This window comes from Microbacterium sp. AC026, from assembly GCF_979258475.1.
In genome coordinates this window covers 1,753,129-1,767,918 of record NZ_OZ409857.1, presented here as the reverse complement: position 1 = coordinate 1,767,918, position 14,790 = coordinate 1,753,129, and the positions used below count along the sequence as shown (strand labels likewise).

At 69.4% G+C, this 14,790-nt stretch carries 11 protein-coding genes; 4 read left to right on the top strand and 7 right to left on the bottom strand.

The window, feature by feature from the left end; genetic code table 11:
* Window positions 1-37: 37 nt before the first annotated feature.
* On the top strand, window positions 38-2,383 hold the full coding sequence (locus ACZZ93_RS08745; RefSeq protein ID WP_463510888.1) for a DEAD/DEAH box helicase: 2,346 nt from the start codon (window positions 38-40) through the stop codon (window positions 2,381-2,383).
* Window positions 2,384-2,572: 189 nt separating this feature from the next.
* On the opposite strand, the gene ACZZ93_RS08740 is transcribed toward ACZZ93_RS08745, so the two are convergent.
* Both ACZZ93_RS08740 and ACZZ93_RS08735 read right to left on the bottom strand, forming a co-directional pair.
* A complete protein-coding gene (locus ACZZ93_RS08740) occupies window positions 2,573-3,112 on the bottom strand; it encodes a YaeQ family protein (protein ID WP_053098637.1) in 540 nt (179 codons plus the stop codon).
* 64 nt (window positions 3,113-3,176) lie between these two features.
* Complete coding sequence (locus tag ACZZ93_RS08735) at window positions 3,177-4,238, bottom strand: Rv2578c family radical SAM protein (RefSeq protein WP_463510887.1); 1,062 nt, start codon at window positions 4,236-4,238, stop codon at window positions 3,177-3,179.
* Between the two features lie 175 nt (window positions 4,239-4,413).
* On the opposite strand from ACZZ93_RS08735, the gene ACZZ93_RS08730 reads away from it, so the two are divergent.
* Both ACZZ93_RS08730 and ACZZ93_RS08725 read left to right on the top strand, forming a co-directional pair.
* Complete coding sequence (locus tag ACZZ93_RS08730; protein WP_463510886.1) at window positions 4,414-5,253, top strand: M15 family metallopeptidase; 840 nt, start codon at window positions 4,414-4,416, stop codon at window positions 5,251-5,253.
* A 163-nt stretch (window positions 5,254-5,416) separates the two neighbouring features.
* Complete coding sequence (locus ACZZ93_RS08725; RefSeq protein WP_053098639.1) at window positions 5,417-6,580, top strand: acyl-CoA dehydrogenase family protein; 1,164 nt, start codon at window positions 5,417-5,419, stop codon at window positions 6,578-6,580.
* Window positions 6,581-6,698: 118 nt separating this feature from the next.
* Here ACZZ93_RS08725 and ACZZ93_RS08720 read toward each other — a convergent pair whose 3' ends face one another.
* The 5 genes from ACZZ93_RS08720 to ACZZ93_RS08700 all read right to left on the bottom strand — a co-directional run bounded on the left by ACZZ93_RS08720 (window position 6,699) and on the right by ACZZ93_RS08700 (window position 11,444).
* Window positions 6,699-7,382, bottom strand: a complete 684-nt coding sequence (locus ACZZ93_RS08720) for an ECF transporter S component (RefSeq protein WP_463510885.1) — start codon at window positions 7,380-7,382, stop codon at window positions 6,699-6,701.
* On the bottom strand, window positions 7,379-8,254 hold the full coding sequence (locus tag ACZZ93_RS08715) for a siderophore-interacting protein (RefSeq protein WP_056276571.1): 876 nt from the start codon (window positions 8,252-8,254) through the stop codon (window positions 7,379-7,381). The genes ACZZ93_RS08720 and ACZZ93_RS08715 overlap by 4 nt, the downstream gene beginning before the upstream one ends.
* A gap of 11 nt (window positions 8,255-8,265) precedes the next feature.
* Window positions 8,266-9,084 carry an energy-coupling factor transporter transmembrane component T gene (locus ACZZ93_RS08710; RefSeq protein WP_463498029.1) on the bottom strand — a complete coding sequence of 273 codons (819 nt, stop codon included), beginning with the start codon at window positions 9,082-9,084 and terminating at the stop codon, window positions 8,266-8,268.
* Window positions 9,081-10,832 (bottom strand): ABC transporter ATP-binding protein, encoded by a 1,752-nt coding sequence (locus ACZZ93_RS08705; RefSeq protein ID WP_463510884.1) that lies wholly within the window; start codon window positions 10,830-10,832, stop codon window positions 9,081-9,083. Before ACZZ93_RS08705 ends, ACZZ93_RS08710 begins: the two co-directional genes overlap by 4 nt.
* A gap of 99 nt (window positions 10,833-10,931) precedes the next feature.
* Window positions 10,932-11,444, bottom strand: a complete 513-nt coding sequence (locus ACZZ93_RS08700; RefSeq protein ID WP_463498028.1) for an ECF transporter S component — start codon at window positions 11,442-11,444, stop codon at window positions 10,932-10,934.
* Window positions 11,445-11,714: 270 nt separating this feature from the next.
* Between ACZZ93_RS08700 and ACZZ93_RS08695 the strand changes: the two genes are divergently transcribed.
* Entirely contained in the window at window positions 11,715-14,675 is a 2,961-nt protein-coding gene (locus tag ACZZ93_RS08695; RefSeq protein ID WP_463510883.1) for a S8 family peptidase, read from the top strand.
* The last annotated feature ends 115 nt before the right edge of the window (window positions 14,676-14,790 follow it).

Sequence of the window (14,790 nt, the reverse complement as noted above, 5' to 3'; positions counted from 1 at the left end):
GCGCTGTTCTCGTGCGAGAACTCAGAAGGACACACCCATGCCCAAGAACAAGAAGCCCCGCGGCGGACGCCCCTCCGCCAACTTCGAGCCGCGCTACGGCGCGAACAAGACCTCGTTCCACGACCGCCACGCCGGTGGGCGCGACAGCGCTCGCGACACCCGCGATTCCCGCGACGTGCGCGGCGGACGAGCGGATGCCGGCGAGCGGCGCACCCCGGCGGCCGGCGTCGACCGTCGTCCCGGCAGCCGCAGCGCCAGCCACCGCGGCTACCGTCCCGCAGAAGAGGGCGCACCCAAGCAGCGCTGGTCCTCGCAGGAGCGCGCGGGTCGCGATGAGGCCCGTGGCATCCGCAACCGTGCGGAGTCGGGTCGCCGCGAGGCACCGCACCGCGGCGGTTCCGAGCGTCCGCGCTTCGACGATCGTGCCGAGCGCCCCCGCTACAACGACCGTTCCTCCACAGGCTTCGACCGTCCGCGTCGCGATGACCGCGGCGGCCAGCGTCCGACCGGTCCCGGTACGTACCGCGATGAGCGCGGCGGCCAGCGCGACGAGCGTCCGCGCCGCGACGACCGCGGTGCGGGCACGCAGCGCCAGGGCTTCCGCGACAACGATCACCGCGATGGCGGACGTCCGGGCCGTGACCAGCGCTCCGGCGGCTTCCGCGACGATCGCGGTGGTCAGCGCTTCTCCCGTGACGAGCGCCCGCAGCGCGACGACCGCGGCGCATCCGAGCGTCCGCGCTTCAACCGCGACGACCGCTCGCCGCGTTCGGGCGACCGCACCGAGCGTCCGCGCTTCGACCGCGCGGCATCCGAGCGTCCCCGCTTCGACCGTGACGACCGCCCGCGTCGTGACGACCGTGGCGCGGGCCCGCGTCGCGATGACCGCGGCGCCGAGCGTTCCTACGACGCCGACCGCGCACGCCGTGCCTTCGACCGCGACCGCACGCAGCGGTCGATCGAGGGTGGGCGTGACGAGCGTTCGCGTCCCTCGACCGGTGGCGCGTACCGCACCGATCGTCCCCGCCCGCTGACGTCGGACACCCGCGGGCGGCCGTCGCGCAATGAGCGACCCAGCCGTAACGACTGGAACGCCACATCGAGCGCGGCACCCGCCAAGAAGTTCGAGCCGACGGACGACGTCGTGCACGAGCGCCTCGAGGCCAAGTCCGTCGCGGCGGTCGAGGTCGACGGTGTGACCTTCGGCGACCTGGGTCTCGGATCCAACATCGTCGAGACCCTCGTCGGCATGGGTGCGGCGACTCCGTTCCCCATCCAGGCGGCCAGCATCCCGGCCGTGCTCGAGGGGCGCGACGTCCTCGCCCGTGGCCGCACCGGCTCAGGCAAGACCATCGCCTTCGGCGCACCGCTCGTCGAGCGCGTGCTGCAGTCGCAGGCGGGCAAGCGCCGTGAGTTCGGCCGCTCGCCGCGCGCGATCATCCTCGCTCCCACGCGCGAGCTCGCACTGCAGATCGACCGGACCATCCAGCCGATCGCCCGCAGCGTCGGCCTGTTCACCACGCAGATCTACGGTGGCGTCCCGCAGGGCCGTCAGGTGGGTGCGCTGAAGAAGGGCGTCGACATCGTCATCGGCACCCCCGGTCGTGTCGAGGACCTCATCAACCAGGGCAAGCTCGACCTCTCCGACTGCCGCATCGCGGTGCTCGACGAGGCTGACCACATGTGCGAGCTCGGATTCGTCGAGCCCGTGCAGCGCATCCTGCGTCACACGGCCGACGGCAGCCAGAAGCTCCTCTTCTCGGCCACGCTCGACCGTGAGGTCGCGGCACTCGTCGACGAGTTCCTCGTCGACCCGGCCGTCTACGAGGTCGCCGGTGAAGATCAGGACTCGAGCACCATCGAGCACCGTGTGCTCGTGATCGAGCACCGCGACAAGGCCGAGATCCTCACCTCGCTCGTCGACCGCGACGGCAAGACCCTGGTCTTCGCCCGCACCCGCGCCTACGCCGACATGCTCGCCGAGCAGTTCGACGACGCCGGCATCCCCGCGGTCTCGCTGCACGGTGACCTCAACCAGGCCAAGCGCACGCGCAACCTGGAGCGCCTGACGTCGGGTCGCGTGAACGTGCTCGTCGCCACCGACGTCGCCGCCCGCGGAATCCACGTCGACGACATCGACCTGGTCGTGCAGGCCGACGCTCCTGACGAGTACAAGACGTACCTGCACCGTTCAGGCCGCACCGGCCGCGCCGGTCGCTCGGGACGCGTCGTCACGCTCATCACGCGTCAGCGCCAGCGTCGCATGACCGAGCTGCTGGAGCGTGCGGAGATCGACGCGCCATTCGAGAACGCGCGCATCGACGACGACCTGATCGAGGAGATCGCCGGTCGCGTGCCGACCGCCGCCGACCTCACGGCCTGATCCGTCACGTTCGAAGGCCTCGCTCCCGCATTCGCGGCGGCGGGGCCTTCGTCGTTTGCTCGGCCGATCTGCGGCACAGGGATGCGCGGTGCGGTCGTGTGCGCGCCCAGCGAAGGAGATCTCTCACTCCGAAGGGCTGACGCGTCGGATCGCTCCTACGGAGCGCGTGATCTCCTTCCGAGCGGCGGCTCAGCCGAGCTGGTGCTCGTGGATGGCCGTGGTCAGTGTCGTGCCGTTGAGGTCGAGGTAGAGCACCTGCTCGGTCACGGTGAGCGTCATCGTGTTGCGGCGTGCGATGAGCGGTGCCGCGGAGTCGATGAAGCCGGGGTCGAAGCTGTAGACCCGGAGGTCCTCGGAGCGGTGGATGCGCTTGTCGGCCCACGGCGCCATGACCTTCGCGGGGTCGCGGTGCGTATAGACGACGGTGCGCTCGGCGAGGCGGCTGCCGTAGTGGAGGCGCTCTGCATCGGGCGCGCCGACTTCGATCCACGCCGTCGTCTTTCCGGTGAGGTCGCGCACCAGCACGGCGGGCTCATCGGTCTGCGAGATGCCGCCGCCGAATGCGATGCCCTCGGTGAACTCGAGTCCATAGGCGAGCACGCGGGTCAGCATGTAGGCGTCGGTCTCGGACGGATGCCGCGCCACGCGCAGCGAGTAGTCGTCGTAGACACCGCGATCCATGTCGGCCAACTGGACGTCGAACGTGTGCATCGTGGAGCCGGTAGCCATAACGCTCGAGCCTACGCGCCCCGGGGGTGGCTTCCCGACCTCCGACGCTCCACCGGACCGGCGTTCAGAACAGCATCGGCTGTGCGGGGGCGGGCGCTGGCGTGAATGCGGGCGCCGGCCTCCCGTGCGGTGCAGAAGCCCGGATGCCGCGCACGGGGTAGTCGTCCTCGTGCTGCCCATCGAGTCCGTGCAGTCTGATCAGCGGCCGTGCGCGCTTCGCGAGCCATTGGCGGTAGCCCTTCGGCGCCTCGGCGGAGACTCCGGGGTACAACCCGCGATACGACGACACGAGGTCGGGGCGGAAACCCTCGAGCCACTGCATGAACCAGGGCTTCACTCCGGCGCGCAGGTGCAGGGCGCCGTAGATCACGCGGCTCGCTCCGGCCTCCTTGATGCGCCGCAGGGCGGTGTCGATCGCCTCGACCGAGTCGGTCATGTGGGGCATGATCGGCATCAGGAAGACGGTGACGCGGAAGCCGGCATCCCGCAGTGCGCGTACCGTGTCGAGCCGTGCCTGGGTCGTCGGAGTCCCGGGTTCGATCGCCTTCTGCAGATCGTCGTCGTACATCGCGATGGACATCTGGATGTCGACGGGAACGCGCTGCGCCGCCCGCACCAGCAGCGGGATGTCGCGCCTGATCAGGGTGCCTTTGGTGAGGATCGACATCGGTGTGCCCGACATCGCGAGGGCATCGATGATCCCCGGCATCAGCTTGTACCGACCCTCGGCGCGCTGATACGGATCGGTGTTCGTGCCCAGAGCGACCGTCTCGTGCTCCCAGCTGCCGCGACGCAGCTCCTTCTGCAGCACCTCGACGACGTTGACCTTCACGACGATCTGCGAATCGAAGTCCGATCCGCCGTCGAGATCGAGATACTCGTGCGTTCCCCGCGCGAAGCAGTAGACGCAGGCATGGCTGCACCCGCGGTACGGGTTGATGGTCCAGGCGAACGGCATGCGCGATGCGCCGGGCACATGGTTGAGGGCCGACTTCGACAGCACCTCATGGAACGTCATGCCTGCGAACTCCGGCGTGGTCACCGTGCGGAGCACACTGGAGCGATCTTCGAGGCCGGGCAGCGCAGCGGCGTCGACGTCACCGAGTTTCTGTCCTTGCCACCGCATGTCCTCCATTCGAACATGAAGACGATACTCCGTCAACCGAGCGTGTGAATTCTGTTCGAATGGACATGAGGGACAATGGAAGCATGTTCTTCCCGCCGCAGCCTCAGCATGCGGCGCCGCGCTCCCGATCCGCGGTCCCGCGCTGCCCATCGGTCTCGCGGCGACGGCGATCGGCGTGCTGCTGTCGCTGGCCGGTGCGCCGGTGGCCGAGACGACCGACGAGCTGGCGATGCCGCAGCCGTCCGTCGTGCAGGAGGTGCCGGCGGTCGAGGTCGGTGCGACCACCGCTGCCGATCCGTGTTCGGAGCCGAGCGTGCTCGAGGCGATAGCCGTCGCCGACGATGCGGCGATCATCGCCGGCTTCGGGGGTGGCGAGAGCTTCCGTTCCGCTGTCGTGGCGGGCAACGCACCCTGCATCGCGCTCGACGACCCGGCTCACGTCTGGGTCGTCGTCAACAAGGCGCGTCCGCTCGCTCCGGTCTCCTTCGCGCCGTCGTCGCTCGCCGACCTTCCGCTGCAGATGACCACCCGCTCCGGTCAGGCGCGGACGGACGTCGCTGCGGCGGTCGGAGAGATGGCGGATGCGGCGGCCGCCGAGGGCGCGGGGCGCATCGGAGCGAACAACGGCTACCGATCGTATGAGCTGCAAGTCGTGACCCACGCCTCCCATGTGCGCAACAGCGGGCAGGCGGGTGCGGACGCCTCGTCGGCGCGTGCCGGTCACAGCGAACATCAGACGGGGCTGGCGCTCGATCTCGTGGCGTGCGATTCGTCGTGCGGAGCCATCGAGTCGTTCGGCGCGACGGTGCAGGGGCAGTGGATCGCGACGAACGCCTGGGAGTACGGCTTCATCGTGCGCTACGAGCAGGTCGGCTCCGGCATCACCGGATACAAGCCCGAGCCCTGGCACCTGCGATATCTCGGACGCGAGCTCGCGGCGGCGTATCACCACGGCGGGTATCACACGCTGGAGGAGTTCTTCGGGCTCCCCGCGGCCCCTGATTACGCCCACTGAGCGCAGTGACAGCGGCGCGTGTGCGACCGCATTGCGGCATCCGACAATCGCGGTACCGAGTCTCACGGATTGTGGGATGCATTCTCACAACGAGCTGTCGCGGTGTCGGCGACCCGGCATAGAATCGCCGGAGCAATGACGCACGAACGTTCGGGAGGACGCAATGGAACGCGACATCTACGAAGAGGATCACGAGGCCTTCCGCGACCTCGTCAAGGACTTCGTCAAGCGCCACGTGAACAACGAGGCCATCGAGCGGTGGGATGCCGCGGGTGAGATCGACCGGGCGACGATGCTGGCCGCGGGCGAGGCCGGTCTGATCGGACTGTCCGTCCCCGAGGAGTTCGGCGGTGCCGGCATGCTGCAGGACTACCGCTTCCGCACCATCGTCATGGAGGAGGTCATCGCTTCCGGAGCAGGGTCGCTCGCGGGTGCCTTCGGCATCCAGGACGACCTCGCCGTGCCCTACCTCGTGCACATGGGCACGCAGGAGCAGAAGGAGAAGTGGCTGCCCCGCATGGCCACGGGCGAGGTGCTCGGTGCGCTCGCCATGACCGACCCCGGCGCGGGCTCTGACCTGCGCGGCATCAAGACCAACGCGAAGAAGGTCGACGGGGGCTACATCCTCAACGGCGCCAAGACGTTCATCTCATCGGGCTCGACGGCCGACGTCGTGGTGACCTTCGTCAAGACCGGTGAGGGCAACCGTCCCGACGCGTTCAGCCTGCTGCTCGTCGAGAAGGGCATGGAGGGCTTCGATCAGGGCAAGAAGCTCAGCAAGATGGGCTTCCACGGCTGGGACACGGCCGAGCTCAGCTTCACCGACGTGTTCATCCCCGACGAGAACCTCATCAGCGGCAAGGAGGGGCAGGGCTTCATCCAGCTGATGCTGAACCTGCCGCTCGAGCGGCTGTCGATCGGCGTGGCCGCGGCCGCTGCCGCCCAGGCCGCCCTCGACTGGACCGTCGCCTACACGAAGGATCGTGAGGCGTTCGGCGAGCGCATCGCCGACTTCCAGAACACCCGCTTCCGGCTCGCCGACATGGCGGCGACCACCGACGCGATGTGGGCGTACATCGACCGTGCGCTGCTCGCCTACAAGAACAGCACCCTCACCGCCGAGGACGCTGCGAAGGTCAAGTTCTGGGCGACCGAGCGCGAGTGGGAGGTGCTCGACACGGGTGTGCAGCTGCACGGCGGCTACGGCTACATCATGGAGTACCCGATCGCCCGCGCCTTCACCGACGCCCGCGTGCACCGCATCTACGGCGGCACGAACGAGATCATGCGCGACCTCGTCGGCCGCCAGATCGTCGGCAAGCGCTGACGAACCTCTCAGAGAAGGGCCCCGGATGCCGGCATCCGGGGCCCTTCTCCTGTCGATGGCACGGCTGCCCGCAGGAAACGGGCCTGCAGGCGCGCAGGCGGACACGAGCCAGCGCGGGTCAGCGGGGTAGTCGGCCACCGACGCCGGCCTTGCGCAGCCGATCGGCGATGAGGATGCCGAGTGCGGTGGCGCCGAGGCAGCTGCCGAGGGTCACGGCGAAGAAGGTGATCTGAAGGGGAAGCCCGAAGCTGCCGAGATCGAACGAGGCCCAGGCGAGGATCGGGTAGACGATGCCGACGATCAGTGCCCCGAGGTAGTGCAGCCAGGTTCCCCAGTAGCGCCAGAGGACGAACAGGAACGGCAGCTCGGTGAACGCCGCCCACCAGAGGTTGGTGGCCACGCTGCTGAAGCCGTAGCCCGAGAACGGCACGATCACGAGACCGGCCAGCAGGCCCACCAGCAGGCCGACGAGTGGGCGCCGCAGCAGGCGGAGGGCGATCACCGAGGGGAGCAGCCAGAGGCCGGCCAGCGCCACGCTCACGAAGGGCAGCCCGGGGAAGAGGATCGTCGAGATCCAGTTCGCCGGGGCGAGGAGCGCGCCACCGGCGACTCCGAGTGCCGCGCACGTCAGCAGGATCGCCGTCGGGATGCGGAATCGCGAGCGTCCGCCGCCGGTGCGGGGTCGATTCTGCAACTCGGAAGCCGATTCGCGGTGCGTTTCTGACCCCGCAGTGGCCGACGCTTCCGCGTAGGGGTTCGAGCTCACGGCATCCGCACCGTTCTCAGCGTCCGTCCCGCTCATGCGAGGGGCTCCGCCGCAGCCTCGCGGGCCGCCTTCGAGGTGGGCGAGGCCGCGCCGATCTTCCAGTAGCCGCAGAAGCTCACGTCGTTCTTGTCGACACCGCGCTCGCCGACGAGATGCTTGCGTGCACCCGAGGCCAGCGACTGCTCGCCCGCGGCGTACGCGTGGAACGGCGCTGCCGGCAGCGTCAGCTCGCGCAGCCGGGCGAGGGCGAACGACCCCGGGTCGAACTCGTGCGGCCGCGCGAGCCAGATGATCTCGACGCCGGCGGGGTGCGGGAACTCCAGAGCGTCGGCCTCGGACGGCACCTCGATGATCGCCGTTCCCGTCGCGTCCGCAGGCAGTGACGCGCAGATCGAGGCGATCGCGGGGAGCGCCGTCTCATCGCCGACCAGCACCACGCGATCCGTTCCGCGCTGCGGGTTGAACGTGAGGCCCTCGTCGATGATGAGCACGTGCTCGCCGGGTTCGCAGGTCTCCGCCCAGCGCGACGCGGGGCCGGCCGTGCCGTCGGCCGCAGACCCGTGCAGCACGAAGTCGATGTCGATCTCGGCGCCCGACTCGGCGGTGGCCCCCCGGTACGCGCGCACGCTGTAGTTGCGCATGACCGGGCGCTCGCCGTCGGGGATCCGCAGGAACCTGAGGTATCCGAACATCTTGTTCGCCTTCGCGGGAACGCGGTCGAGCCCCGCATCGCCGCCGATCGGCAGGAACAGGCGGAACCACTGGTCGAAGCCCATCGGGCGGAACTTCTCGATCTCACCGCCTCCGAGCGTGACCCTCATCCAGTGCTCGGAGAGGCGCTCGGTGCGCAGCACGCTGAGATGGAGGAGTTCGGCGGTCTCGGGCTTGACCAGTCTGCTGTATGCCATGCGGGCGCCTTTCAGGGCAGCTGCCAGGGGAAGAAGAGCATGAAGATCGCGGCGGATGCGGCGATCGAGGCGACGATGAAGACGGTGTCTCGGATGCGGAACGGCACGAGGTGCCTCTCGGTGCGCGTCGAGTGCGCGCCGAAGGCCCGCGAGTCCATGGCCAGGGCCACGCGCTCGGCGTGGCGGATCGCACCCGCGAGCAGCGGAACGATGTATCCCCAGCCGCGAGCGATGCGCGCGAAGGGACTGCTGCCCCCATGGTGCCCTCGCACGCGATGCGCGGCTCTGATCACCGCGAGCTCGTGCCCGAAGCGCGGCACGAAGCGGAACGCGGCCAGGGCCGTGTAGCCGATGCGGTAGGGCACCCGCAGCTGCTGCACGCTGGCGCGCACGAGATCGGGGCCGGTGGTGGTCAGGCCGCCGATGAGTGCGAGGGAGACGATCGCGCCGAGCCGCAGAGCCGTGGCGAAGCCGATCGCGAGGGCGCCCTGGCGCAGCGTCCAGTCGCCGAGCTGCACCACGGCAGCGGTGTCGCGCACGATCTCGGCGTCGACCCACAGCGAGAACCCGAGCCCGATGGCGATCATGCCGAGTGGGAGTGCGAGGAACAGCACTGCGGCGATGCGCCAGGTCACCCGCGATCCGAGGACGATCACCGCGAGGGACAGCGCCAGGAAGGCGGCGGGCGTGGCGAGGTCGCGCACGAAGATCAGCAGCACCATGGCCGGGGCGACTCCCGCGACCTTCGCCAGCGGATTGAGCGCATACAGGAACTGGCGCCGAGACGATGCCGACATCGCGGCATACGGGTCGAAGGCGTGGGCGGTCATGCGATCGCCCGTCCCGCTGCGGCGAGCACGCGCTGCAGCGCCGGAAGGCGGAGCCCTGCCTCGACGAACGGCGTCTCGTCGGCGAAGAGCGCGTCGGTGCGATCGGCGGCGTGCACGCGACCGTCTTTCAGGATCACCGTGTGCGACGTGTGCTCGGCGACGAGCTGCAGGTCATGGGTCACGATGACGATCGTCGTCCCCTCGTCACGCAGGTCGTGCAGCAGAGTGAGGAGCTCGGACGCCCGTGCACGATCCTGGCCGAAGGTCGGTTCGTCGAGGGCGAGCACCCGCGGGCGGGTGATCAGGGCCGTGCCGACCGAGAGGCGGCGCTTCTCGCCGCCCGAGAGCAGGAACGGATGCACATCGGCCTTGGCCTCGAGGCCGAAGCGCATCAGCATGGCGTCGACGCGCTCGCGCGTCTCGGCATCCGGGGTGTGCCGCAGCCGAAGTCCGTGCGCGAGCTCGTCGAACACGGTGTGCGCGATGAACTGGTGCTCCGGGTTCTGGAACACGAACCCGATGCGGCTCGAGAGCTCGCGCGGCGAGGCCGACCCGGGGTCCATGCCGTCGACCGTGACCTGCCGCCGGGGCGGCGGGACGACACCGGCGAGCGCCTGCAGAAGGGTGGTCTTTCCGGCGCCGTTGGTCCCGACGATCGCCGTCAGGGTTCCCGCCTCGATGTCGAGGTCGATGCCGTGCAGGATCTCGGTGCGGTGACGACGAACCGTCAGCCCGCGGGCGCGGACGATCGGAGTGGATGCACGGTCTGCCGCATCCGTCATTCCCTCGTGCGTCTGCAGGACCGACGCACGGATGCCGGAGGAGACAGCGGTATCCGGTCCTGCATCCGTGCCGTGGTCCTGCACACCGGACGGATCAGGAGTGGCGGATGCCGCCGCCAGTGCCGCGGCGAGCTCCTCGGGTGTCAATGGAAGGTCGTCGAGATGCAGTGTTCCGGCATCCCGCATCCGCAGCGCCGCGAGTGTCGCCGCAGGCAGCCAGACACCCATCTCGACGAGCTCCGCCGCGTGCTCCCGGATGATCCGGGCCGGCGGTCCGTCGAAGACGACCCGCCCTGCGCGGTCGAGCACGATCGTGCGGGTCAGGAACCCCATCGCGGCGTCGAGATTGTGCTCGACGAGCAGGATGCCGCGGTCGCCCGCTGCGATGACGTCGGTCAGTGCGGCGTAGACGTCGTCGATGCCCTGCGGATCGAGGTTCGCGGTCGGTTCGTCGAGCACGATCAGGGGCGACCCCATCGCCAGCGCGCACGCGATCGCGAGACGCTGACGCCCGCCGCCGGACAGGCGATCGGGGTTCTCATCGCGCCGCTCCCACAGGCCGACACGGCGCAGTGCGTCTTCGGTCCTCGTGCGCACCTCGTCGAGCGACAGCAGCAGGTTCTCGGGGCCGAAGGCGACCTCGTCGTAGACCGTGCCGGTGACGATCTGGGCGTCCGGGTCCTGGAAGACCATCGCGACGTGGGTGCTCAGCGATGCGGTGTCGGCATCCGCCGTGCTGACTCCGCCGGCCTCGACCGATCCCGTCATGGTCGCGGGCACGGCGTGCGGGATCAGCCCGTTGAGCGCGAGCGTGAGCGTCGACTTGCCCGAACCCGAAGGGCCGAGCAGCAGCACCACCTCGCCGGCATCGATGTCGAAGGTGACGTCCCGCGGCGAGGGGTGCACAGCATCGGCGTGGGTGATCGAGAGGTCACGCACGCGGAGGAGAGGCGCAGATGAGCGCACGGCATAACCCCGGTTTCAGCGGATCGGTACCGTTCTAACTTAGCTGAGCCTTACCTGATCTGCACAGGCCGGACGGCTCGGAAGGGTCGGACGCCGTGATCAGCGCCGAGCGACGCCTGCGCGGCTGAGAGAAGATCCGATCGCGAGTCCTGCTGCGGTCCACGCGATCGGACCGAGCACCGCGATCACGAGGTAGGAGATCTCCGCCCACAGCGGGAAGGTCGCGAGGTCGACGGCGAAGAACACCACGACGGCCACGATGACCCCGATGATCGCTGCGGAGATGAAGAAGCGCCAAGGGCCCCAGGAGCGGTAGCGGGTGAGCGCGGCGATGCCCTCCTGGATCGCCCCGAACAGCAGCGCGGTGCCGATGAAGCGCAGCGTCCAGGCGGGATTGAACGCGCTCGAGATGAGGGCGGCGAACACGTGCGTGACGAGGGCCACGAAGGGGCGGCGCAGCACCTCCTGAGCGATGATCCCCGGCAGCACGTGCGAGCCGAGCACGAGTCCGTAGAGATACGGAGCGCCCACGATGACGACCGGCGTGATGAGCCCCGCGATCCCCCCGAGGATGCCCGTGGCGACGCCGATCGCGGCGCAGACCAGCAGCACGCGGGTCGTCAGAACGGGGAGGGGGCCACCCCTCCAGCCTACTGTCGACCATTGGCGACACGGCTGGCCGTTCGTCCAGGAATAATCCCCGACCCTGGTGTGTGGACGGAAGCCGGGCGTAGCTTGAACGGCGGTGCGGCACCGCAGTCGCACCGTGATCATCGGGAGAAGCACATGGGTCGAACACCCCTCCGGATGGCAGCGGCCACCACCCTGGCAACGCTGTTCATCGCATCGACGGCAACCGCAGGCTACGCAGGCACGGAGGAGGTGACAAACCCCACTCCGGTCGACGGCACGCCCGGTCACTACATCGTCGTGCTGAAGTCCGATCCGCTCGCGAGCTACACCGGCGACGTCAACGGGCTCAAGGCCACCAAGCCCGCCGAAGGCGAGCAGCTCGAGACGCAGTCGCAGGATTCGCAGCGCTACGTGCAGCACCTCGAGGCCGAGCAGCAGACGGTCGCGCAGGAGGCGGGAGTCACTCCCGAGATCAGCTACCAGGTCGTGCTCAACGGCTTCAGCGCCGAGCTCACGGGCGCGCAGGTCGACAAGCTGCGTGCGTCGAAGGACGTGTACGACGTCTACCCCGACTTCATCCGTCACCCCGACGCGCAGACCTCGACGGACTTCCTCGGTCTCGGCGATGACAAGAAGGGGCGTGGCGGCGTCTGGCAGCAGACCGGCGGCGTCGACAAGGCCGGCGAGGGCGTGGTCGTGGGTGTCATCGACACGGGCATCGCTCCCGAGCACCCCTCCTTCGAGGGCAAGAAGCTCAAGAAGCAGCCGAAGAACGACAAGCGCCACAAGGGCGGTCAGCCGTACACCGACGGCACCTTCGTCTACTTCGACAAGTCCGACGGCGGCCAGTTCCAGAGCACGATGGTCGAGGCTCAGGAGTGGGACAAGGGCGACTACTCGTCGAAGCTCATCGGAGCCCAGTACTTCTACACCGGCGCCGAGGCGGCCGGATTCGACTTCCAGTACGACTACCTCTCGCCGCGCGACGGCGACGGCCACGGTTCGCACACCGCGAGCACGGCGGCCGGCAACTTCGGCGTGAAGGCCTCGATCGAGGACGTCGACTTCGGCAAGATCTCGGGGGTCGCCCCCGGAGCCAAGGTCGCCGCCTACAAGGCCTGCTACGTCGGGCCCGATGAGGCCGTCACCACCGATGACATCTGCGCGGGCAGCGACCTGATCGCCGCAATCGACCAGGCGGTCGCCGACGGCGTCGACGTGATCAACTACTCGATCGGCGGCGGAGCGGCATCCACCGTGCTCGCCCCCGAGGACATCGCGTTCTTCAACGCGGCGGCAGCCGGCGTCTTCGTCGCCACGAGCGCCGGCAACGACGGTCCCGACTCCGTCACCGCCGACCACGCCTCCCCCTGGTACACCACGGTCGCGGCATCGACGATCCCGACGTGGGAGGGCACCGTGCAGTTCGACGGCTTCGCCCAGGCCGGCGCATCGGTGAGCGTGCCGTTCGGCACGACCGTCACCGGGCCGTCGATCTACGCGGGTGACGCGCCGGCTGCCGGACAGGCTGCCGCCGATGCCGCGCTGTGCCTTCCGGGCACGCTGGATGCGGCGAAGGTCACGGGTCACATCGTGGTCTGCGACCGCGGGGGCAACGCCCGCGCCGAGAAGTCGCAGGTCGTGAAGGATGCCGGTGGCATGGGCGTCGTGCTCGTGAACGTGCCCGGTGGTGCGGACTCGCTCGACAACGACTTCCACGCGGTGCCCACCGTGCACCTCTCGTCCGTGCATCGCGCAGCCGTGCTCGCCTATGTGCAGGGCGGCGCCGATCGCCCGATCACGCTCGTCGGCGAGAACACGACTGGTGTCGTGACCCCGGTGCCGCAGATCGCCGGCTTCTCGAGCCGTGGCCCGATGCTCGCCGACGGCAGCGACATCATGAAGCCCGACATCGCAGCCCCCGGCGTCGCGATCCTCGCGGCCACGCAGAACGGGCCCGGAGAGGCGCCGACCTTCGGCATCCTGTCGGGCACGTCGATGGCGTCACCGCACATCGCCGGTCTCGCGGCGCTGTATCTCGGCGAGCGTCCCAACGCGAAGCCGGCTGAGGTCAAGTCGGCCATGATGACGACCGCCTACGACACGGTGAACCCCGACGGCTCGGCCAACAAGGACCCGTTCCAGCAGGGTGCGGGCCAGGTCGACCCGAAGCGCTACTTCAACCCGGGCCTGCTCTACCTGAACGACGTGCCCGACTGGGCCGCGTTCCTCGAGGGCAAGGGTCTGGCGGAGTTCGACGGCGTCGAGCCGATCGACGGCAGCGACGTGAACATCGCATCGTTCTCGATCGGATCGCTCGCGAGCGCGCAGAGCGTCACCCGCACGGTCACGGCGACCGAGAAGGGCACGTTCACGGCATCCGTCGATCTGCCCGGCGTCGACGTGACCGTCGAGCCCTCGACGCTGAAGTTCACCAAGCCCGGCCAGACCGCGACCTACACGGTCACGTTCGACAACCAGAGCGCTCCCGTCGAGCAGTGGGCGACCGGGTCGCTGACCTGGACGAGCAAGAGCAACTCGGTGCGCTCGCCGATCGCGGTCTTCCCCGTGACGGCCGACGCGCCGGCCGAGGTCGAGGGCACCGGAGTCGAGGGGGCGACCACGGTCGAGATCACCCCCGGCGTCGACGGCGCTCTGGCGCTCGGGCTCTCGGGACTCACGCCGTTCAGCCTGCTGGAGGACCCCGACGGCCGTGTCGTCGGACACTCGGGCGATGAGGCGTCGGGCGACGAGAACAAGGACGTGTCGTGGATCGTCGACGTGCCGGCGGGCACGACGCTCTCGCGCTTCGATCTCGACTCGTCGGATGACGCGGGCAGCGACCTCGACCTGACCGTCTACCGGGTCGTGAGCGCCGACGACCTGCGCTACTACGAGCGCTGGCAGTCGGCGACCGGTTCGGCGGATGAGCAGGTCACACTCCCGGCTCCGACGGCGGGCACCTACCTGGTGGTCGCGAACGTCTACTCGACCTCGGCCCCGATGACGTGGGACATGACCTACGCCAACGTGCAGCCCGAGGGCGAAGGGGCGTTCACCGCGACCCCGAACCCGATCGAGGCCGTCCGCGGCCAGGCGACGAGCTACGAGCTGAGCTGGACCGGCCTCACCGCCGGCACCCGGTACCTCGGCCTCGTGCAGTACGGCGAGTCCGCCGTGCGCACGATCGTGACGGTCGACGCGCAGTAGCGATCAGCGCCGGCGCCCCGTGCTCTTCGGAGCGCGGGGCGCCGGCGCGTGCGGTCGCCGCATCGTCGAGGCCGCGTCGAGGCCGCGTCGCGTCGCGCGCGGGGCGCGGTGTCGC

Coding starts and splice junctions, on each gene's coding strand:
- ACZZ93_RS08745 (WP_463510888.1), top strand. CDS start 38: ATGCCCAAGAACAAGAAGCCCCGCGGCGGACGCCCCTCCGCCAACTTC.
- ACZZ93_RS08740 (WP_053098637.1), bottom strand. CDS start 3,112: ATGGCTACCGGCTCCACGATGCACACGTTCGACGTCCAGTTGGCCGAC.
- ACZZ93_RS08735 (WP_463510887.1), bottom strand. CDS start 4,238: ATGCGGTGGCAAGGACAGAAACTCGGTGACGTCGACGCCGCTGCGCTG.
- ACZZ93_RS08725 (WP_053098639.1), top strand. CDS start 5,417: ATGGAACGCGACATCTACGAAGAGGATCACGAGGCCTTCCGCGACCTC.
- ACZZ93_RS08720 (WP_463510885.1), bottom strand. CDS start 7,382: ATGAGCGGGACGGACGCTGAGAACGGTGCGGATGCCGTGAGCTCGAAC.
- ACZZ93_RS08715 (WP_056276571.1), bottom strand. CDS start 8,254: ATGGCATACAGCAGACTGGTCAAGCCCGAGACCGCCGAACTCCTCCAT.
- ACZZ93_RS08710 (WP_463498029.1), bottom strand. CDS start 9,084: ATGACCGCCCACGCCTTCGACCCGTATGCCGCGATGTCGGCATCGTCT.